The 18218-nt window shown below is 62.4% G+C and carries 18 protein-coding genes and 1 pseudogene; 6 read left to right on the top strand and 13 right to left on the bottom strand.

Annotation, left to right across the window (positions count from 1 at the left end; translation table 11 throughout):
* Positions 1–65: 65 nt before the first annotated feature.
* Positions 66–1496: a TonB-dependent receptor gene (locus D0Y60_RS23830; protein ID WP_117372461.1), complete on the top strand. Its 1431-nt coding sequence runs from the start codon at positions 66–68 to the stop codon at positions 1494–1496.
* Between the two features lie 172 nt (positions 1497–1668).
* On the opposite strand, the gene D0Y60_RS23825 is transcribed toward D0Y60_RS23830, so the two are convergent.
* The 13 genes and pseudogenes from D0Y60_RS23825 to D0Y60_RS23765 form a co-directional block, all read right to left on the bottom strand.
* Positions 1669–2565, bottom strand: a complete 897-nt coding sequence (locus D0Y60_RS23825) for a fatty acid desaturase (RefSeq protein WP_245409294.1) — start codon at positions 2563–2565, stop codon at positions 1669–1671.
* The gene (locus D0Y60_RS25200; RefSeq protein ID WP_147324556.1) at positions 2456–4156 is read right to left on the bottom strand and encodes a SpvB/TcaC N-terminal domain-containing protein; all 1701 of its coding nucleotides are present in this window, start codon (positions 4154–4156) and stop codon (positions 2456–2458) included. The genes D0Y60_RS23825 and D0Y60_RS25200 overlap by 110 nt, the downstream gene beginning before the upstream one ends.
* A gap of 46 nt (positions 4157–4202) precedes the next feature.
* Positions 4203–4286 (bottom strand): annotated as a pseudogene (locus D0Y60_RS25195) (type II toxin-antitoxin system mRNA interferase toxin, RelE/StbE family); the annotation flags it as partial.
* Positions 4283–4591 carry a type II toxin-antitoxin system RelB/DinJ family antitoxin gene (locus D0Y60_RS23810; RefSeq protein WP_117372470.1) on the bottom strand — a complete coding sequence of 103 codons (309 nt, stop codon included), beginning with the start codon at positions 4589–4591 and terminating at the stop codon, positions 4283–4285. The gene D0Y60_RS23810 and the pseudogene D0Y60_RS25195, both read right to left, overlap by 4 nt.
* Positions 4592–4740: 149 nt before the next feature.
* Positions 4741–5034, bottom strand: a complete 294-nt coding sequence (locus D0Y60_RS23805; protein WP_117372457.1) for a type II toxin-antitoxin system RelE/ParE family toxin — start codon at positions 5032–5034, stop codon at positions 4741–4743.
* On the bottom strand, positions 5034–5255 hold the full coding sequence (locus D0Y60_RS25190) for a type II toxin-antitoxin system ParD family antitoxin (RefSeq protein ID WP_117372469.1): 222 nt from the start codon (positions 5253–5255) through the stop codon (positions 5034–5036). The genes D0Y60_RS23805 and D0Y60_RS25190 overlap by 1 nt, the downstream gene beginning before the upstream one ends.
* Positions 5256–5414: 159 nt before the next feature.
* Positions 5415–6554, bottom strand: coding sequence for a fumarylacetoacetate hydrolase family protein (locus D0Y60_RS23795; RefSeq protein WP_117372468.1), 1140 nt, complete (start codon positions 6552–6554; stop codon positions 5415–5417).
* A gap of 14 nt (positions 6555–6568) precedes the next feature.
* Positions 6569–8116, bottom strand: a complete 1548-nt coding sequence (locus tag D0Y60_RS23790; RefSeq protein ID WP_117372456.1) for a sugar ABC transporter ATP-binding protein — start codon at positions 8114–8116, stop codon at positions 6569–6571.
* On the bottom strand, positions 8106–9080 hold the full coding sequence (locus D0Y60_RS23785) for a sugar ABC transporter substrate-binding protein (protein ID WP_199564270.1): 975 nt from the start codon (positions 9078–9080) through the stop codon (positions 8106–8108). Before D0Y60_RS23785 ends, D0Y60_RS23790 begins: the two co-directional genes overlap by 11 nt.
* A gap of 23 nt (positions 9081–9103) precedes the next feature.
* A complete protein-coding gene (locus tag D0Y60_RS23780; RefSeq protein WP_117372455.1) occupies positions 9104–10060 on the bottom strand; it encodes an ABC transporter permease in 957 nt (318 codons plus the stop codon).
* A gap of 10 nt (positions 10061–10070) precedes the next feature.
* Positions 10071–10841, bottom strand: coding sequence for an enoyl-CoA hydratase/isomerase family protein (locus D0Y60_RS23775; RefSeq protein ID WP_117372454.1), 771 nt, complete (start codon positions 10839–10841; stop codon positions 10071–10073).
* Positions 10842–10850: 9 nt separating this feature from the next.
* Positions 10851–11999, bottom strand: coding sequence for a carbohydrate ABC transporter substrate-binding protein (locus D0Y60_RS23770; RefSeq protein WP_117372453.1), 1149 nt, complete (start codon positions 11997–11999; stop codon positions 10851–10853).
* Positions 12000–12001: 2 nt separating this feature from the next.
* Positions 12002–13195, bottom strand: coding sequence for a CoA transferase (locus D0Y60_RS23765; protein WP_117372452.1), 1194 nt, complete (start codon positions 13193–13195; stop codon positions 12002–12004).
* Positions 13196–13432: 237 nt separating this feature from the next.
* Here D0Y60_RS23765 and D0Y60_RS23760 point away from each other — a divergent pair, with 237 nt between their 5' ends.
* From D0Y60_RS23760 to D0Y60_RS23740, 5 genes are all read left to right on the top strand, one after another.
* A complete protein-coding gene (locus D0Y60_RS23760; RefSeq protein ID WP_117372451.1) occupies positions 13433–14629 on the top strand; it encodes a substrate-binding domain-containing protein in 1197 nt (398 codons plus the stop codon).
* A gap of 74 nt (positions 14630–14703) precedes the next feature.
* On the top strand, positions 14704–15537 hold the full coding sequence (locus tag D0Y60_RS23755) for an ATP-binding cassette domain-containing protein (RefSeq protein ID WP_117372450.1): 834 nt from the start codon (positions 14704–14706) through the stop codon (positions 15535–15537).
* The gene (locus D0Y60_RS23750; RefSeq protein ID WP_117372449.1) at positions 15530–16291 is read left to right on the top strand and encodes an ATP-binding cassette domain-containing protein; all 762 of its coding nucleotides are present in this window, start codon (positions 15530–15532) and stop codon (positions 16289–16291) included. Before D0Y60_RS23755 ends, D0Y60_RS23750 begins: the two co-directional genes overlap by 8 nt.
* Entirely contained in the window at positions 16288–17265 is a 978-nt protein-coding gene (locus D0Y60_RS23745; RefSeq protein ID WP_245409292.1) for an ABC transporter permease, read from the top strand. Before D0Y60_RS23750 ends, D0Y60_RS23745 begins: the two co-directional genes overlap by 4 nt.
* Entirely contained in the window at positions 17262–18218 is a 957-nt protein-coding gene (locus D0Y60_RS23740; protein WP_117372448.1) for an ABC transporter permease, read from the top strand. The genes D0Y60_RS23745 and D0Y60_RS23740 overlap by 4 nt, the downstream gene beginning before the upstream one ends.

Raw genomic sequence — 18218 nt, 5'->3', positions numbered from 1 at the left:
GCTCAGTAACGCCATGTCAATCACTCCACAGCCCTCGCTGAAAACTCGCGAGGGACGGTTGAAACATGGGTCAATTCTCAATGGAAATATCGGGCTATGCCGGGTCAGTTCTCAGTGGCAATCAACACTACATGAACCCGTCCTTTGCCGATCAGACTGCGCAGAACATAAATTCGCTGACGGTATTCGGTGCCCAGCTTACACCAGACGATCGGATCGTCGGATATCTGAATGGGGTACATGTGGAGGGGGGCGTTTCCTTCGACGGCGCCATCAGCGATGGCCTGGACGTAACGCGTGGCGATACGCTGAATGCCGATGGCCTCGACATGTTTCTCGGCTGGAGCCACACGTTCGCGTATCACAATGTGCTGAATGTCGGGCTGTTCAGCTCCATCATTGACCGATCCGGACGAAACGCCCTGCAGGACTACTATTTCGACCGTGATCCGGCGGAAGGTTATGACTTGGACGTGGAGCAAGACGAGTTCTCATTGAAGCTCGGCCTTTCTCATCTCTTTGAGGTCGCTGATGACGTAACGTTGCGTTGGGGCATTGAAGGTGGGCGGTCGGAGTTCGAGACTTCGACTTCCTATTTGGGATATTATCTCGACAGTCCTTCTTTCAAAGTTCGTTTTCCAACGAGCAGCACCCATGTCCAAGGCGAGAACGTTCGTGCCTGGATCGGCGGTATGGCTGAACTGACGCCCGAGATCGAAGTGGAAGCCAATCTGTTTCTGGATTGGTACAATCAAAACGATACTGAGGACATGAGCTTCAATCCCCATCTCGGTGTAGCCTGGGAATTGACGGAGGGGCATTATATACGGGCGGCCTACGCGGAGCGCACTCCGCTCAGCGAGCGAAGCACGCTCTCACCGCTCACCATTGTGGGGCTGAGAGCCGACAATCCCCCGGCCTTCGGGGAGACCAAGACGGCAATGTTGCGTTGGGACGCGGAATGGTCCGAACGGTTTTTCACCGCCGTCGAATACCAGCATCAAGATATCGAAAACCTTTCAGTCGGTGCGCCTGTCTACTCATATTCTCTCCAGTTTCCTGAGGCACAGATTGATCGTCTGACCGTGAATGCGAATGTTTGGATAGGTGGAGGCGTTACCTTCTTCGCAAACTATTCCCGCATTTTGAGCGGAAATCCGATACCCGGCTGGGACGACTGGTTGCCGATGGTGCCCGAACATACGGGCCGTATCGGCTTCAGTTATATGAGCCCCGAGCGTTTCACATTCTTTATTGCGGAAAGCTACATCGGCAAGCGCGTCTCGTTCACGCGGGACGTACATGGAGCCTCGGGAGAGACCGTTTGGATGGGGGACGCTTTTGTCACGGATGTCGGCGCGGGCTGGGAATCGGAAGACCGACGCCTTTCACTGTCATTCGGATTATCGAATGTCTTCGATGAGGTCGTCGATGTCGCGCCACTCGTTCCCGGTCCTGGGCGCATGCTCAGCGCATCTCTGCGGGGGCGTTTTTGACGAACAGTGTAATGAAACGCAAAACTCCGGCCGCACAGCCATGAATAGGCTAGCTGGGTTCACCATGCCTTGGCGAGTAACAGCGTGGCAGCTGCTACCCGGGTCACCCGAGGGAAACGACTTCACAGGGACGGCAAGGAGTAAAGTGGCCGCGGCGCGCGGCGGAAGCGGCCTAGTTCGCTTTTAGACCAGATGCGGCCATCCCGAGCCCTCCGTCAGTCGGTCTTTCCTGATGCCGGGGATGGCACGTCTGGTCGTGTGGCTTCAGCAGAAAACGACGCGCGATGTCCCAGTAGCCGTCATAGACAAGCCCGCCATTGATCGCGACGAGCGCATTTCTGTGACGGCGGTAGAGAGCGGGGATCCGGTACCAGGGCACTGCCGGGCGCTGGTGATGCAGCACATGCAGGTTGTTGTAAAGAAACAGAAGACCGAAGACCGGACTGTTTTCGACGATGGCGGTGCGCTCGTCGTGGTGGTCGGCATAACGATGTTCGGCATAGGAGCGCAGCCGGCTCAGCGCCGCGCCAACGTAGACGAAACCGAAGAGATAAAGCCAGAGCGGCATCTCGCATATCCATGACACCCAGAAGAGCACCCCGGCCGCGCCGAGTGCGTGTCGTGCCCACAGGGCCGCCCGTTGCCGATCCCCGGCCCTGATCACGGCCATCTCCTGCGCGAGGAAGCTTGCAATCATCACCAATGGCCCGAGTGTAAGACGACCGAAAAGCGTGGAGTTCCAGGTCGCCATCAGGCGGCCGAAGCGCCCCATGCGCTCCCAGGCGGCCTGGGTGAGATAGGACGATTCCGGATCTTCGATGGGATCCGTCAAGTGCTCGTCGCGGTGGTGGGTCAGGTGACCTTCACGGTAGATGGCATAGGGTAACCAAAGGGACAGGGGCGGCCAGCCGAGCGCGTCGTTGAAACGGCGGCTGCGGGTCGGATGGCCATGGATCACCTCATGCTGCAGCGATCCGTGCCAAGCGATCAACCAGCCGCCAAAGAGGATGACAAGCAGGAGCGGCAACGACTGCCACAACCAGGTCAGGGCAAAAAAGCCGCCATAGATGACGACGGCCAGGGCCATTGTCTGCCACTCGAAACGGGAGCTCATAGGTCGTATTGAGCCCCGTTCCTTCCGTGCTGGTCTGCCAAACCTCACAAGGCAGACCAGTTGGGACAACCTTCGAGAACACGCCATCCATCAACGGGCTATGGAACAGAGCGTAACCGCACGTTCCGCTCGCCGATGTCTTATAAGCATGCAGGAAGATTTCAGACACGGCATCCGAGTTCACATCCGTGACCGAGATACGGTTTCGGTACTTCACGCCCTCCGTTCCGGACGTCGAGCTGAAGTGCGCCGTTTTCAAGCTCGGCAACTCAGCAGCCGCAGTAAAGCTGCCCCCCGCATTATACGCGAACGTTGTGATTGGCAGGCTGGTGCCCGATGCGATGCGTCCGGTCTCGTCGAGGGCAAGATTGCTGCCGAACGGCTGCACGGATGCGAGTTGCGACGCCCCACTTCCCGCCGCCTGGCTGTACTCCAGCCGATAGCCCCGTGTGACAGCACCCTCGGTCTTTACGATGATGCTCTCGACCCGGTTCTTGATCGTCGTGATCGTGTGGCCGTTCGCCATCAGGAGGTAGTCAGGCCGCTCCTCGTAGAGGAAGCTGATCGTACGCTTGTTGTAGCTGATGCTGCTGACATAGCACAGCGGCAGCTCCGGGCAGCTATAGCCGTAGGTCACCTCGTTGCCGTTGACGTCCTCGACCGAGGTCGCCATCCAGCGCGCCTTATAGGCCAAGTCATGCGCGTCGCTGCCGGAAGCAGGCGCCGTTGCCGGCGGCTTGATGTCCCCCACCGCCCTGAACGTCGTCACCGTGCCAGCGCGCGCCTTCACCTTCCACTCACGCGTCGTGGAGTTGAACGAGATCTTCAGATAGTTCTCGACTTCAGAGACGTAATTGCCGCCTGCAAGGCAGGACGTGCCATCGGACACCCTGCTATCGGAGCATCTGTAGAGCGGCTGGCCATTCAGGACATAGATGTCTCGCTCATCTTCGATCTTGCTGTCGTCGAAGGACGGGATGCCCATCTTCGGACGCATGCGCTCAATGACCGAGATGCCGTCCAGACCCCAGCCATAGCCGAGCCAGCCCTGGTAGGTGCCGGCGACCTTCGTCTTGCGGCTGGAATTGTAGTTGAGGCTGAGCTTCGGCTCCAGGCCGCGGAAGGCCGGCACGTCGATCGGGTATTCGTAGCTGAGGCCGCCCGTGCTCGACACGTCCGGCAGCTTTACCCCGGCCGGAATCGGCGTCTCGTTCGTGACTGTCTTATCTTCCTCAAGCGGAGCCGCACCAGCAGCCGCAGCCCGCGCTGCCGAGCCTTCCGGCATCGCAAGCTCGCTTTCAGGCTGCAGAAGCGACAGATCGTCCGGGCTCAGCACCTGCTCATCAGCGCGCCCCTCGTAGGCATGAGGTTCAACCGGAAGATTGGCCAGATCCAGGTCAACGACCGGCGCGTACTCACTACCTTGCGTTACATCCGGCTGCCCGACGATTTCGATCGGGATCTCATCCGCCCGCGCTTGCATTGCAACGGACGAAAACAGAGTTGCGGCCAAGACACTGGAAATAGTACGATAATTGTAGCGCACGAAGAGCCCCCACTCGAATCACATGAGAGCTATCGAGTAGTCAAGACGCAGCGGCGGGATTATCTGCCTCGATGTATGTGAAAATGGCGTCACGATCCGATAACGCAAAAGCTGACCACGTAAGTTTCACGACTCTGGCACACCAGCTCTAAGGCGGGCCGCTGCTCGACGTTTGGCAAAGTGCGCCTCGGCCTCGTCGTCCGATAAATCCGGTCGAGTATCGTTTAACGCTTCGAGCACCTTGGTCCGAAACCAGGCATCATGCGCCTCACTGCCGGATAAAAGTTCAAGAGGCAGAGAGCCCTCGTTAGCAGTCCGGGTGAGCATGATACGAACCGCATCAGATACCGTGAGGCCCATGCTTTCAAGGACGGCAGACGCACGATCCCGGACTTCGGAATCGATACGTGTTTGTACAAGAGCGTTTACGGCCATGGCTGTCTCCATATTCGAGGAGAATGCAATTGAATGACGTTTTCCAGCTAAAATTTCACGCCGTCATTCCCCATTCACTGCTCTCTTAAATGCTCTTGATGAGGTTCGACCTTAAGACTAGCAAGTCATGAACTCGACAAAACAAATTACTAGGGGGAGTGTGCTTCCCAATCCTCGTGGCTATGCCTGATACGGATCACAAAGACGCTTCCATCCTCTTTGATGGGATAAACTACAAGGTGTGCCTTGAAGGAATGGATCCTAATAGGCGGAGAGATCTCATGGCGCCCACGCGCCATTCGTGGATTGCTGGCAACTAGCTCGACCAAATTGAAGAGCTCATCATTATACCGTTTAGCAACCAATGCTCTGAAGACGCGAATGCCTTCTTCGGCAATTGAGATTACATCCTCTTCCGCTTGGACGGATAGGATGAATGGCATTAAGCGCGTCCGTGGCTTATCTCGGCTCGCGTGGTGGCTGCACCAAACAGCTCGTCCGCTGAACGGCTCCCAACACCGCTTCTAATTCCGTCATCGACAAACCGCTGCATATCGGCAATCTTGTCGGCACGGGCCTGGTCTCTGCGGATCAAGTCTCTGACGTAATCGCTCGCATTCGAATACCGAAGAAGTCTGCGGCAACAGTGCCTCAAGCGAGGCAATTGCCCTAGGCAGTCATCGAGGACAGCACGGATCAGCCGAATAGCGCCGAAGCCTCTTGGCAGCGTTCTTTCGTTTATCCGCCGGTAGGCACAACCGTCGGAGCCGCTGACGAGCCAAAAAGAGGAGATGCGCCCGCACCTCCTCAATCTACGCCGCGCCTATAGCAGCTTGCGCGCAGCAAGATTGCGCATGAGATGCGAGGCTGCGAAGGTCCAGGGCGGGCACTCGGTCGAAAGCTTCACGGTGTTGACGAGCGCACCGAGCTTGTCGTTTGCGATGGTCACGACGTCTCCGGCCTTGTGCGTGAACCCCTGGCCCGGTGCATCGCGATCCTCAACCGGCGCGAAAAGCGTGCCGAGGAACAGGACGAAGCCGTCGGGATATTGATGGTGCGCACCGCGCGTCTGCGCAACAAGGTCGAGCGGATCGCGGCTGATCTCCTTCATCGAGCTTTTGCCGTGCAGGGTGAAGCCGTCCTTGCCTTCGACGCGCAGGTCCAGTTCGGCCTGCCGCACATCGTCGATGGAATAGGTCTCGTCGAAAAGGCGGATGAACGGGCCGATGGCGCAGGAGGCGTTGTTGTCCTTGGCCTTGCCGAGCAGCAGGGCCGAGCGGCCTTCCACGTCGCGCAGGTTGACGTCGTTGCCGAGCGTCGCGCCCTTGACGCGGCCTGCGCTATCGACCGCAAGCACGATTTCCGGCTCGGGATTGTTCCACTTCGAGATCGGATGCAGGCCGACGGCGGCCCCGGTGCCCACGGCGGACATGATCTGCGACTTGGTGAAGACCTCGGCATCCGGACCGATGCCGACTTCGAGATACTGCGACCAGAGCCCCTCCTCGATCAGGGCGGACTTCACCCTCTGGGCGTCGTCCGACCCGGCCTTGAGATCACGCAGGCTGGCGCCGATGATCTGTGAGACCTTTTCGCGAATGCTCGCGGCACGCGCCGGATTGCCCGCCGCGCGCTCCTCGATGACCCGCTCGATCATCGAGCGGGCAAAGGTGACGCCGCACGCCTTGACGGCCTGGAAATCGATCGGCGCCAGCAGGTGAAGCTGCGAATGATCCGGCTCGCTGAGCGAGAGCAGATTTTCGAGCATCCCGAGATCGCGGCCTTGGGCGGTGCGGACGAATTCCGCTGGCGCATCCAGTTCGAGGAGATCGCGCATGGTGGCGCAGGCCTTGGTCGTTATGTCATGGAGACGACCGTCACGGACGGTCACGAGGATCGGCCCCTCGACCTCCGGCGCCCAGGCCCGGCCGACGAAACATCCTGTTGCAAAGCTTGAAGTCATATCGGTCACGGTGGTCAATGCTCCCTGAAAGCTAATGTCAGTATTCTGTCTTCGCTCATCTCCGCACGCTCGAGAATACCGGCAAGCCGACCCTTCGACAGCACCGCGACGCGGTCGCAAAGGGCGAGGATTTCCGGCACCTCGGACGAGGCCATGACGACGGTCAGCCCCCGCCCGGCAGCCTGCGCGATGATGGTGTAGAGGTCGGCCTTCGCTCCGACGTCCACACCATGGGTCGGTTCGTCGAGCAGCAGCAGCTGCGGCTCGGCCATGAGCGCGCGGGCGAAAATGACCTTCTGCTGGTTGCCGCCCGAAAGCGTCGAGATTGCCTGCGTGTCGTCGGCCATGCGAATGCCAAGGCTCTTCGTGAAGCTCGCCATGCGGCCCGCCTCCCCGCTGCGATCGGAGAAAAGCCGGCCAGCGAAGCGCCGCAGGCTTGAAACGGCTGCGTTGTCGCGCACGGAATGCTGCGGCAGGATTCCCGCCGTCTTGCGCCCCTCCGGCACCAGAGCCACACCGCTCCTCACCGCATCGCTCGGGTCACGCGGCGCAAAGGGCCGCCCGTCGAGAACGAGCTGTCCCGACGTGGCTGGGCGAACACCATGGATCACGTCGAGAAGCTCGGTGCGTCCTGCCCCGACAAGGCCGAACAGCCCAAGGACCTCGCCTCGCCGCACCTCCAGGCTGATGTCGTCGAGATGCATGCCATCGGAGATGTTCCGCAGCGACAGGGCGATGGCCTTTTCATCGATGGCGCGCGGTTTGTAGTCGTAGATCGCCGGCTTGCCGGTCATGTCGGCGATCAGCTGCTCGCGGCTGGTCTCGGTCGGCCTGCGCTCGCTGACGATGGCGCCGTTGCGCAGAACCACCAGCCGATCGCAGAGCCCGAGCGCCTCCTCCAGCCGATGCGTGATGAAGATGATCGCCGTGCCGGCATCCCGCGCATTGCGGACGTAGGAAAAGAAGTTCTCCACCTCGTGCGGCGTCAGCGAAGAGGTCGGCTCGTCAAGGATCAGCAGGCGCGGCTGGCGCCCTGCCGCCTTGGCAATCTCGATCAACTGCTGCTCGCCGGCGCGAAGCAGGCCTGCTTCCCGCGCCGGGTCAAGACCGCCTGCCCCGACCCGTTCCAGCAAAGCCTTCGACGAGGCACGCATCAGCGCCTTGTCGACAAAGCCGAGCGGCGTGCGTGGAAAGCGCCCGAGATACAGGTTTTCCGCCACGGAAAGCGCGCCGACGACGGAAAGCTCCTGGTGGACGAAGCTGATGCCGGCGGCAATGCCGTCGCCGACATTCCCGAACCGCACCGGCTCGCCGGCAAGATCTATCGTGCCGGAATCCGCCGCGAGGCCGCCGGACAGGATATGCATCAGCGTCGACTTGCCGGCGCCATTCTCGCCAAGAAGCCCGACCACTTCACCCGGATAGAGGTCGAGATCGACGGAATGCAGCACCGCATTGCCGGAAAACGCCTTCGCAACGGCGCGAGCCCGCACCAGCGGCTGACCGGGAACGTGACCGGCGCGAGGCGCGCCGGTCCTGTCTTCGACGATATTACTTGGCATCGGCGGGGGTCAGCAGATTACCGACGACGGGGATGACCTTGGCCGGCGGTTCGGTTCCGGCGACGAGGTAGTTGTAGAGCATCACGCTGGCATCGAGCGCCTGCTGATAGGGCGCCTGGTCAAGCAGGCCGACCATCTCGCCGGTCTTCAGATATTGCATGTTGTCGGGCGTGTGGTCGAAGCCGACGACACCGACCTTGCCGGTCAGTCCCAGGTCCTTGACGGCCTTGGCCGCGCCGAACGGACCGCCCGCCGTGACATAGACCATCGACAGATCGGGATTGGACGTCATCATGTCCTGAACCAGCGAATAAGCCTCTTCCGCCTTGTCCTTGTTCTCGAACGGGCCGACGATCTGAATGTCGGGTGCATTGGCCTTGAGATAATCGACCGCACCGTTCATGCGCTGGGTGTGCTGCGTGGCACCGAAATAGCCGGTGATCACGCCGAGCTTGCCCTTGCCGTTCATCTTTTCCTGAATGAACTTGCCGATCTGCTCGCCGGCCGAGGTCGCGTCCTGGCCGATGAAGGCGAGACGTTCGGAGGGGGCGGCCCCTTCCGCGACGATGTTGAAGACCGGCACGCCGGCTTCCGTCGCCTCGTTGATGATACGCGCCGTGCCGTCGAAGATCGGAACGACGACGATGCCGTTATACTGCTTGGCCAGCGCGCCTTCGATGCCGGCGACCACGGCTTCGGCCGAAAGCTCGTTGCCGAGATCGACGAAATCGACCGTGGCGTTGAAGCCCTTCAGATACTCGTTGGCAGCCCTGGCGCCATCCGTCACCGGTGTCCAGAACGGGTTGTTCTGGAAGGACAGGAAGGCGATCTTGATCGGACCCTTCGTGTTCTCCACGGCAGCGACCGTGCCGCCCTTCGGTGCCTCCGCCGCATGCGCTGCGGAAAACACCGATGCGAGACCGAAAGCGGCCGCGGCCGTCATTTTCGTGATTTTACTGATCATGTTCATCTCCTCCACTGGATTGATCAATCGTCTTCACCGCCGCGCTGCAGGCCGTCCAACGCCACGGCGAAGATGATCACCAACCCCTTGGTGACGACCTGCCAGTAGGCGGAAATGCCGAGCAGCACGAAAGCATTGTTGAGCAGCGCCATCAGCAGCGCGCCGATGACGACACCGGCAATCGAACCCCGACCGCCGCCGAGCGCCGTGCCGCCGAGGATGACGGCGGCGATGACGTCGAGTTCATAGCCGACGCCGAGATTGGGATCGGCGCTGGCCAGGTTGCCCGACAGGATGAGGCCGCCGAGACCGGCGAGCAGGCCGCAAAAGGCGAAAATGAAGAGACGTGTCGCCTTGAGGTCGACCCCTGCCAGGCGCGACGCCTTCGGATTGTCGCCGATCGCGTAGATCTCGCGCCCCCTTACCGTTCGTACAGAAAAGACATGAATGGCGATGGCGAGCACGATCATCAACAGGAAGGAAACCGGAATGCCCGCAATGCGGCCCGCACCGACGAATTCCGCAAAGCCGCCCATCGGCACCGGAATCCCGCCCGTCATCAGGAGCGCGATGCCGCGCGCAACCGACAGCGTGCCGAGGGTCGCGATGAACGGATTGATCTTCAACCGCGTATAAAGCAGGCCGTTGACGATGCCGCAGCCGAGGCCGGTGAGCAGGCCCGCGATGAGGCCGACGCTTTCAAGCCCCGTATCCCTGATGACGACGGCCGCCACGACGGCGGAAAGGCCGATGACCGAGCCGACCGACAGATCGATGCCGCGACCGATAATGACCAGCGCCTGGCCGAGCGCCACGATGGCGACCACCGAGGCCTGCCGGCCGACATTCAGGAGGTTGCGCGGCGCCAGGAAATACTCGCTGGCGAAGGAAAGATAGGCGGCGACCACGAAGAGCATCAGCAGAACCGATGCTTCGCGGTGGCGCCCGAGACGCTTGAGCGCGACGAGACCCGTGTTCATGCGCCCCCTCCTATCGCCGCCGGAAGACCGGCGGACGCTTTTCCTTGAAGGCCTGCCGGCCTTCCTGGGCGTCGGCGGTGGCAAAGCAGATGGTCTGGAGATCGCGCTCGTATTCGACGGCCTTTTCATGCGGCATCGAGGCTGCGGCCTTCAGGTTGAGCTTGGCTGTTTCGGCTGCGATGGGTGCGCGGGAGGCAATCGTTTCGGCGATGGCGCGCGCCCGCGGCAGCAGTTCCGCAGAACTCACCACATCGCTGACGAGGCCCCATTGCTGCGCCTTCTCGGCGCTGATGGAATCGCCCGTCATGATCATCAGTGCGGCATTCGACGGGCCGATCGAATGGGCGAGGCCCGCCGCCATGCCGCCGCCGCCGATCCAGCCCAATTTAATCTCGGGCGCGGCGAACTGCGCGTTGGACGAGGCGATGCGAATGTCGCAGGCCATGGCCGTCTCCAGCCCGCCGCCGAAGGCATAGCCGTTGACGGCGGCAACCGTCGGCTTCAGGAGCGCGTGGATCGCGTCGCAATAGTCCGCACGGTTGCGGAACTGCCAGGGCGTCTCATAGGTATCCAATTCGCGAATGTCGGAACCGGCGCAAAAGGCGCGCTCACCGGCACCCGTCAGGATGACGCAGCGGATCGTGTCGCTGTCGTTGCATTCCTTGACTGCCGCCACGATGGCGTCGGCCATTTCAGGCGTGACGGCGTTCAGCTTGGCCGGGCGGTTCAGGGTAATCGTCGCGATTGCGCCGTCCACCTCGAAAATGATCTCCTCCGTCATGTCGTCCTCCTATCGCTCCTCACCGCCGCGCCTATGGGCACGGTAGAGGTCCTGCAGCCGGGCCAGCACACCGGCAGCCGCAGCCTTCGTTTCAAATGAGTCGCGCAGCAGCGCGGACGCCTTGCTCTGGAAGGCGATGTAGCCGTCATGGCGCGGGCGCACGTAAGCCGCCTCGATCGTCTCTGCCGTCTGCCGGTAAAAACCGTTCCAGCGCCGGTTCACGCGATTGTCGAACCAGGCTTCACGCCGTGAGGGCTGGCCGTCATGGACGGGAATGAAATCGATCTGCGCCTCGCGGCTCATCAGCCAGAGCAGATGCGCCTTCAGTTCCGGGCTGGGATCGCAACGCTTCGAGATACCGATGCCCGTGCCGCCGAGCGTGGAGCCGGGGCGACCGCCCGCGACGCGGCGCGGCGCATCTGCGAACGTTACCGGCTTGCCCGTTTCAGGGGCCGAATAATTCACATAGCCATAGACGAGCGGGCAAAGCGCCACGTCGTCGGACGACGCCATATGGCCGAGGATACCGATCGGATTCTTCTCCCGGACGACGAGCGGGCTGAGCGACGCCAGTTCAGCCATCAGGTCATAGACCAGGGTTCCGGTCTCGGCTGAAACAAGCACATCCGGATCCGCTTCGGCCGGCGGCTCGCCATAGGCGGCGGCAATCGAGAGGAAGCTCAGGGCCGCATGCGGCCCCGCCAGCGAAAGCGCGACCTTGCCCGTGCGGCGGGACAGGTCGGCAACCGCCGCCCATGTCTCCGGCGCCCCGCCTGGTACGAGATCGGCGCGAAGCGCCATGACCTGCGTTGCGGCATCCAACGGCAGCGCCCAGTGCTGTCTGGCATAGCGATAGCTCGACAGCGAAGGCCCGATGCTTTCGGCGGCCAATCGCTCGACCACATCGGCGCCGAACACGCTTTCCAGCGACCGCAGGCAATCGCCGCCGACCGCTTCGCCGACATGAGGGTGGTCGAGCACGACAAGGTCGTAACGCGCGCAGAGATCGGCGATCGGATGCGACTCGAACCCTTCGAGCGGCTGCTTTTCCCATTGAACATCGAGACCCGCCGCAATCACCTCATCGCGTCTGGCGGCGGCGGCAAGTGCGTTGAAGCCGCGCGGATGGTCCCAGGTCAGTGCCTTGATCGTCGCCATGATCAGATCGTTCCCGTGGCGACGGCGCCATTGGCCACGAGGGAGGCGATCGTCGCGTCGTCGTAGCCCGCCTCTTTCAGGATTTCCTGCGTGTGCTGGCCGGTCACGGGCGCACCGCGCTCGACACTGGACGGGGTTTTCGAGAACTTGATCGGGAAACCCGGCGTCTTGACCCGGCCTTCCGTCGGGTGGTCGTAATCGACGAAGGTACCGTTGTGCTTGATCTGCTCGTCATCGACGAGATCGGCATAGCCGTAGACGGGACCGCACCAGATGTCGGCGGCGCGCAGCAGTTCGAGCCATTCGGCCGACGTCTTCGTTTTCAACCGGTCACGGGTCATGGCGAAGATCTCGTCGCGCCGAGTCCAGGTATCCACCTCGTCGTCCATGGTCAGGAAACTGTCCTCGCCGATCACTTCGCCCAGCGTTTTCAGCTTCGGGAAGGCGACGATGATGAAGCCGTCGCTGGTGGCGAAGGCACCGTAGGGCGCGCGGATATAGACATGCGCATGCGGCTCGGCAGAGCGCTGCTGCGGCTTACCGCCCACCGTATGGACGGACAATTCCTGCATCTGGATCGTCGTGATCGCATCCAGCATGTTGACCTGAACGAGCTGCCCCTCGCCGGTCCGCTCGCGGTGGAAGAGCGCGGCAAGCGCGCCTTCGAAGGCCGTATAGGCGGTGATCGCATCGACGAGATACTGGCCTGCCGCCGTCGGCGGCTCGCCCTCGCGGCCGGCCGACAGCATGGCGCCGGACATGCCCTGGAGAACGAGATCCTGCCCCGGACGGTTCACATAGGGGCCGTCCTCACCATAACCCGACATCGACACATAGACGAGGCGCGGGTTGAGTTTCGACAGCGTCTCGTAGTCGACGCCGAGGCGCTTTGCGACGCCGGGACGGTAGTTCTGCAGGAAGACATCGGCCGTTTTGACGAGATCGAGCAGGACCTTCTTGCCGTCTTCCGATTTCAGGTCGACAGCGAGCGAGCGCTTGTTGCGGTTGAGCGAGAGGAACGAGACGTTGACGCGGTTGCCGCCGGCACCGCCGGCAGCGACATGACGCTGCCATTCGCCGGTCGTCGGCTCGACCTTGACCACGTCGGCACCCAGATCGCCAAGCCGCTGGGCCGCAAAAGGCCCCGCCATGGCGATGGAGCAATCCAGAACCCTGATACCAGACAAAATACCCATATGCGGTCACTCTCCTGCAAGCCTTCAAGTTGGCGGGAACTTATCGGATAAATTTGATCTGTCCAGAGTGAGCGCTAACTATTTTTGAATTGAACAGATATGCCGATCGGCCATAATGTCGATTATCATCGGACGGTAGATGAGCGCTAACTTTGATGTTGACCAATCAGAATTCGATGAATAGATAATTCATTGGTAAAGGTGGAGCGAAGGACGCGCCGCTGGAGGAGGAAATCAATGAAGACGTTTCAGTCAGGCTTTCGCCTGAGCCTGCTTGCCGCTGCGCTGCTCTCGACTGCCGCAGTTCCCGCCCATGCGGATCTCCACTCCGATGCGCTTCAGGCGCTGCCCGAAAACGTACGTGCGCTCTACACGGAAGCCGTCGACGTGGCGCCGGCCGCGCTTGGCGATTTCAAGGCACCGACCAAGCCGTGGCGCTGGTGCCATTCGGAATCCTATATGGGCAATCCCTGGCGCGTGACCTTCAACGATGAGCTCGCCCGCCTCGTCAACGGCGCCAAGGAAGCCGGCGACGTCTCCGAATTCATCGTCTCCGACTCCAACGGCGACGCCACGCAGCAGATCTCGCAGATCCGCGCCTTCATCGAACGCGGCTGCTCGGTCATCACCACGATCGCTGGCTCGTCGACGGCGCTGAACGCGGTCATAGAGGACGCGCAGAAGGCCGGCATCCCGGTCATCACTTCGGCCGGCGCCGTCACGACGCCCGTGGCCATCAACGTCATGCACAACCAGAATCTCTGGGGCTACCAGATGGGCAAGGGCATCGCCGAGGCGCTGCCGAACGGCGGCACGATCCTCCAGGTCGAGGGCATTTCCGGCCACCCGCTGGTGCAGCAGGAAAATGCCGGCCTCGACAAGGCCGTTGCCGAAAGCGGCAACCTGACGATCGCCCGCAAGGTGAGCGGCGAATGGACGGGCACCACGACGAAGTCCGCCGTTCTCCAGGCGCTCGCCACGACGCCGCAGCAAATCGATGCCGTCTGGTCCACCGGCAGCGAGGCGCGCTTCATCGCCGAAGCCTTCCAGCAGGCCGGCCGGCCCCTACCGCTGATCGCGGCTTCGATCTCCGGCGATGCGCTCGGTTTCTGGCATGAAAACCAGGACGGCTTCAAATTTTACGGCGGCGAGGTCTCGCCGCATGTCGCAGCACAGAACGCCTTCCGCGTCGCGCTTCGCATAATCGAGGGCCAGAAGCCGATCGTGAACACGATCATCGCGCCGATGCCGACCATCACGCAGGCCGATCTGCCGACCTGGTACAAGGACTGCATGAAGCCGGATTCGGCCGCGATCTTCCCGATCCCGCCGCAGGATCCCTTCCCGGAAGAGCTGCTCAACGGCTATTTCTCGAATGGCCAGGCAACGCCGCTCTACGATTTCGCCAAGATCCCGGCCTCCTGCGCGCAGTAACCGCCTGAATGGGGACCACCGCCGGACATCCGGCGGTGGTCCCTTCGCGATCGGCAACGAGAAGGCTGCCCTGCATGCTTGCTACGATACATCCGCAACCCGGACCGGCGGTCGCGACATCCCGCATCCATCGCGTCGTCACCGAAAACGGCGGGGCGGCGTCCCACCGGGAGAGCGGCGTCGAGCTGACGATCAGCCATCTGACCAAACGTTATGGCGAAACGCTCGCGCTGAGCGATGCGTCCGTGAGATTCCGACCGGGCATCCACACGATCCTCGGCGAAAACGGTTCGGGCAAGAGCACCATGCTCAAGATCCTCTCCGGCGTCGTATCGCAGAGCCAGGGTACCGTTGCGCTCGGCGATCGCGTGATCAGCCCGCGCACACCGCGCGATATGCACGATCTCGGCCTTTCCACGGTTTTCCAGGAGGTGCTTATCGCGCCGCGCCGCACTGTCGTCGAAAACATCTTCCTCGGCTATGACGGACCGCTGAAGCGGCGGATCGCGAAATCGGCCCGCGTGCCGCTCGCCAGGGCGCTACTTGCCGAAATCTCGCGCTTCCCCATCCCGCTTTCGGCTCCGGCCGGCGAGTTGCCGCTTGCCAGCCAGCAGCTCATCGTTCTCGCCCGCGCGCTCGTGCGACTGCCCTCCATCCTGCTTCTCGACGAGGCGACGGCGGCGCTCGACTATGCCGACCGCGATCTCGTCTTCAGCGCCATCGAGGACTATGCCGCCGCCGGCAACATTGTCATTTTCATCTCGCACCGGCTGGAAGAGGTGCGCCGACTTTCCGACCGCGTGACGGTGCTGAGAAGCGGGCGCATCGTCGAAACCCTCGAGCGGGACGGCATCACGGCTGAAAAGCTCCTGAAGCTGATGGCACCGGAGGCGGCGATCCATGCCTGACGACACCATCCTCCTGCGTTATGACAACCTCGTGCTGGCGCCCGGAAAGACGCCATTGTCGGGCGCCATCCGCGCCGGCGAAATCACCGGTGTCGCCGGTCTGGAAGGCCATGGGCAGGAACAGTTCCTGCTGGCGCTGGCCGGCTTTGGCCGATACCGCGAGGGCAAGATCACCGTCGTGACGGCCGAGCGCGGCCCTCTCGGCTACCGCGACCATTACGAGGCAGCGCGCCATGGCGTCGTCTATCTGCCGCGCGACCGGCGCGCGACGGGCATCTTCCCCGTGCTCTCGGTGCTGGACAATTTCGCGATCCCCTCCATGCCGCGTTTTTCGCTCGCCGGGATTCTCAACCGCAAGCGCCTGAAGGACGAGCTTGCCTCCTACACGGACTTCCTGTCGATCCGCTATCCCTCCGCCGATGCACCGATTTCGGCACTCAGCGGCGGAAACCAGCAGAAGGTTCTGCTGGCGCGCCTGCTTGCGCTGAAGCCACGCGTCATGCTGCTCAACGACCCGACCCGCGGCGTCGATCTCAATACTCGCCTGAAGTTCTACGAAGCCTTCCGCAAGCTCGCCGCCGAAAACGGCATCGCCCTCGTCATCCTCTCCAGCGAGATCGAGGAAATCCTCGAACTCTGCGATACGGTCTCGATCTTCCGGGATTTCGAATGCAACACCGTTCTCGACCGTGCTTCCATGTCGATGGACCGCGTCATGGCCGCCATGTTCGGGCAGGAAGGAGTGCCGGCGTGAGCACCGATCCCATGACCTTCCGCAAACCGCGCTTCTGGGACCGCAGCGAGACACCCCTTGCAGCGATCCTCTTCCTCGTTCTCGTCGTGTTCAACGCCATCCTCAATCCCGCCCGGTTTTCGCCGGCGAACTGGCCGGCCGTTCTCGGCCTCGCCGCCCCAATGATCCTCGCGACCATGGCGACGACGCTGCCCTTCCTCGCTGGACGCGGCTCCATCGACGTGTCGGTCGGGCCGCTGATGGGGCTCATCAACGTCATCCTCGTGAAGGTGATGATCGGCGATTTCGGCTTCACCTCGCCCTGGATCATCGTGCCTGCCGCGCTTCTGCTCGGCCTTGCCTCCGGCGCCCTGAACGGCCTGCTCGCCGCCATCCTGCGCATCCAGCCGATCGTCGCCACGCTTGCCACCTATCTCATCTACAGCGGTCTCGCGCTCTCCATTCTGCCCGCTCCCTCGGGAACCGTGCCGGGATGGCTGTCGGCGCTCGCCGGTCCTGCGTCCTTCCTGCCCGTCGGCGCCGTCATCGTCGCCTGGCTGCTGTTCAGGCGGCTGCCGTTCTATGAACTGCTGATGGCCGTGGGCAGCGATGATCGTGCGGCGTTCACCGCCGGCGTCAACGTGCCCGCCGTCCGCTTCTTCTCCTATGTGTTTTCCGGCCTGATCGCAGCTGTTGCAGCCCTTGCGCTGACCGCACTCATCGGCTCGGGCGACCCCAATATCGGCCCCGGCTATACGCTGATTGCCATTGCGGCGGCCGCACTTGGCGGCGTCAGCCTCGCCGGCGGTGTCGGCGGGCTTACGGCGGCCTTCATCGGCGCGGCGGACATCTTCCTGCTGCAGAACGTCCTGACCTCCTTCAACGTTTCCACCTTCATGCTGCAGGCCGCCTATGGCACCGTGCTCGTGCTCGCCGTCTGCCTCAATTCCGAAAAGCTGAAAGCACGGTTCCAGACCTGGAAGGCCAGCCGATGAAGACCGCCCTCTTTTCCAACCGCGCGCTGATCGCCTTCATCGGCGTGGTCATCGTATTCCTGCTCGGCACGGTCCTCATTCCCGGCTTCAGCAGCATGTTCTCCGTCCGCGCCATGCTGATCCTGGCATCGCTGCTGGCGATTGCCGCCCTCGGTCAGACGCTCGTGATGATCCTCGGCGGCATCGACCTCTCCATCCCCTTCGTCATCGGCTTTGCCAATGTCGTCTTCGCCAGCCTTTACGGCAGCGGCATGCCGGCCTTGCCCGCCTTTCTCATCGTCATCGCCTGCGCCGCCGTCATCGGCTCGGTGTCCGGTGCGCTTTCGGCCGGTCTTTCGATCCATCCGCTGATCGTCACGCTCGGCGTCGGTACGGTGGTGCAGGCCGCCGTGCAGCTCTGGACGCGCGGCCTTCCCACCGGTTCCGCGCCGCCCTTCGTCAATGACTTCGTCTCGCTCGGTGGAACGATCGGTCCGCTACCCTTCCCCTGGCTGATCCCCTTCACGGTTGCGCTGACGCTCGGTTGCGTCTTCGTGCTGCACCGAACGGTCTATGGCCGTCGCCTCTATGCGCTCGGCTCCAACCTCAAGGCGGCGGAACTCGCCCTTGTGCGGCCCGTTGCGATGTGGACGACGACGTTTGCCCTCAGCGCCGTCTTCGCCGCTCTCGCCGGCATCCTGCTGGTCGGCTTCACCGGATCTTCGAGCGCGACGGTCGGCACGCCCTATCTCTTCCAGACGGTTTCGGCGGTGGTCATCGGCGGCACGGCATTGATCGGCGGACGCGGCGGCTTCGTCGGCACGGTCGCGGGCGCCATCGTGCTCGTCGAGTTGCGCACGCTGTTGATCGGCCTTGGCCTCTCGGAAGCCTTGGTGCAGTCCGCCCTCGGCCTGCTGATCCTCCTGCTGGTCGCCGCCTACGGCCGCGACCAGCATATCCGCAACCTGATCTGA

This window comes from Shinella sp. WSJ-2 (genome assembly GCF_003432075.1).
Classification (GTDB): Bacteria; Pseudomonadota; Alphaproteobacteria; order Rhizobiales; family Rhizobiaceae; genus Shinella.
This window is presented reverse-complemented; position numbering and strand designations above follow the sequence as displayed.

What these genes read in the sequence shown, in the direction of transcription:
- D0Y60_RS23830 (WP_117372461.1), top strand. Translation starts at nt 66, where the DNA reads ATGGGTCAATTCTCAATGGAAATATCGGGCTATGCCGGGTCAGTTCTC.
- D0Y60_RS23750 (WP_117372449.1), top strand. Translation starts at nt 15,530, where the DNA reads ATGCCTGACGACACCATCCTCCTGCGTTATGACAACCTCGTGCTGGCG.
- D0Y60_RS23755 (WP_117372450.1), top strand. Translation starts at nt 14,704, where the DNA reads ATGCTTGCTACGATACATCCGCAACCCGGACCGGCGGTCGCGACATCC.
- D0Y60_RS23805 (WP_117372457.1), bottom strand. Translation starts at nt 5,034, where the DNA reads ATGCCATTCATCCTATCCGTCCAAGCGGAAGAGGATGTAATCTCAATT.
- D0Y60_RS23740 (WP_117372448.1), top strand. Translation starts at nt 17,262, where the DNA reads ATGAAGACCGCCCTCTTTTCCAACCGCGCGCTGATCGCCTTCATCGGC.
- D0Y60_RS23780 (WP_117372455.1), bottom strand. Translation starts at nt 10,060, where the DNA reads ATGAACACGGGTCTCGTCGCGCTCAAGCGTCTCGGGCGCCACCGCGAA.
- D0Y60_RS23810 (WP_117372470.1), bottom strand. Translation starts at nt 4,591, where the DNA reads ATGGCCGTAAACGCTCTTGTACAAACACGTATCGATTCCGAAGTCCGG.
- D0Y60_RS23785 (WP_199564270.1), bottom strand. Translation starts at nt 9,080, where the DNA reads ATGATCAGTAAAATCACGAAAATGACGGCCGCGGCCGCTTTCGGTCTC.
- D0Y60_RS23765 (WP_117372452.1), bottom strand. Translation starts at nt 13,195, where the DNA reads ATGGGTATTTTGTCTGGTATCAGGGTTCTGGATTGCTCCATCGCCATG.
- D0Y60_RS23770 (WP_117372453.1), bottom strand. Translation starts at nt 11,999, where the DNA reads ATGGCGACGATCAAGGCACTGACCTGGGACCATCCGCGCGGCTTCAAC.
- D0Y60_RS23790 (WP_117372456.1), bottom strand. Translation starts at nt 8,116, where the DNA reads ATGCCAAGTAATATCGTCGAAGACAGGACCGGCGCGCCTCGCGCCGGT.
- D0Y60_RS23775 (WP_117372454.1), bottom strand. Translation starts at nt 10,841, where the DNA reads ATGACGGAGGAGATCATTTTCGAGGTGGACGGCGCAATCGCGACGATT.
- D0Y60_RS23760 (WP_117372451.1), top strand. Translation starts at nt 13,433, where the DNA reads ATGAAGACGTTTCAGTCAGGCTTTCGCCTGAGCCTGCTTGCCGCTGCG.
- D0Y60_RS23795 (WP_117372468.1), bottom strand. Translation starts at nt 6,554, where the DNA reads ATGACTTCAAGCTTTGCAACAGGATGTTTCGTCGGCCGGGCCTGGGCG.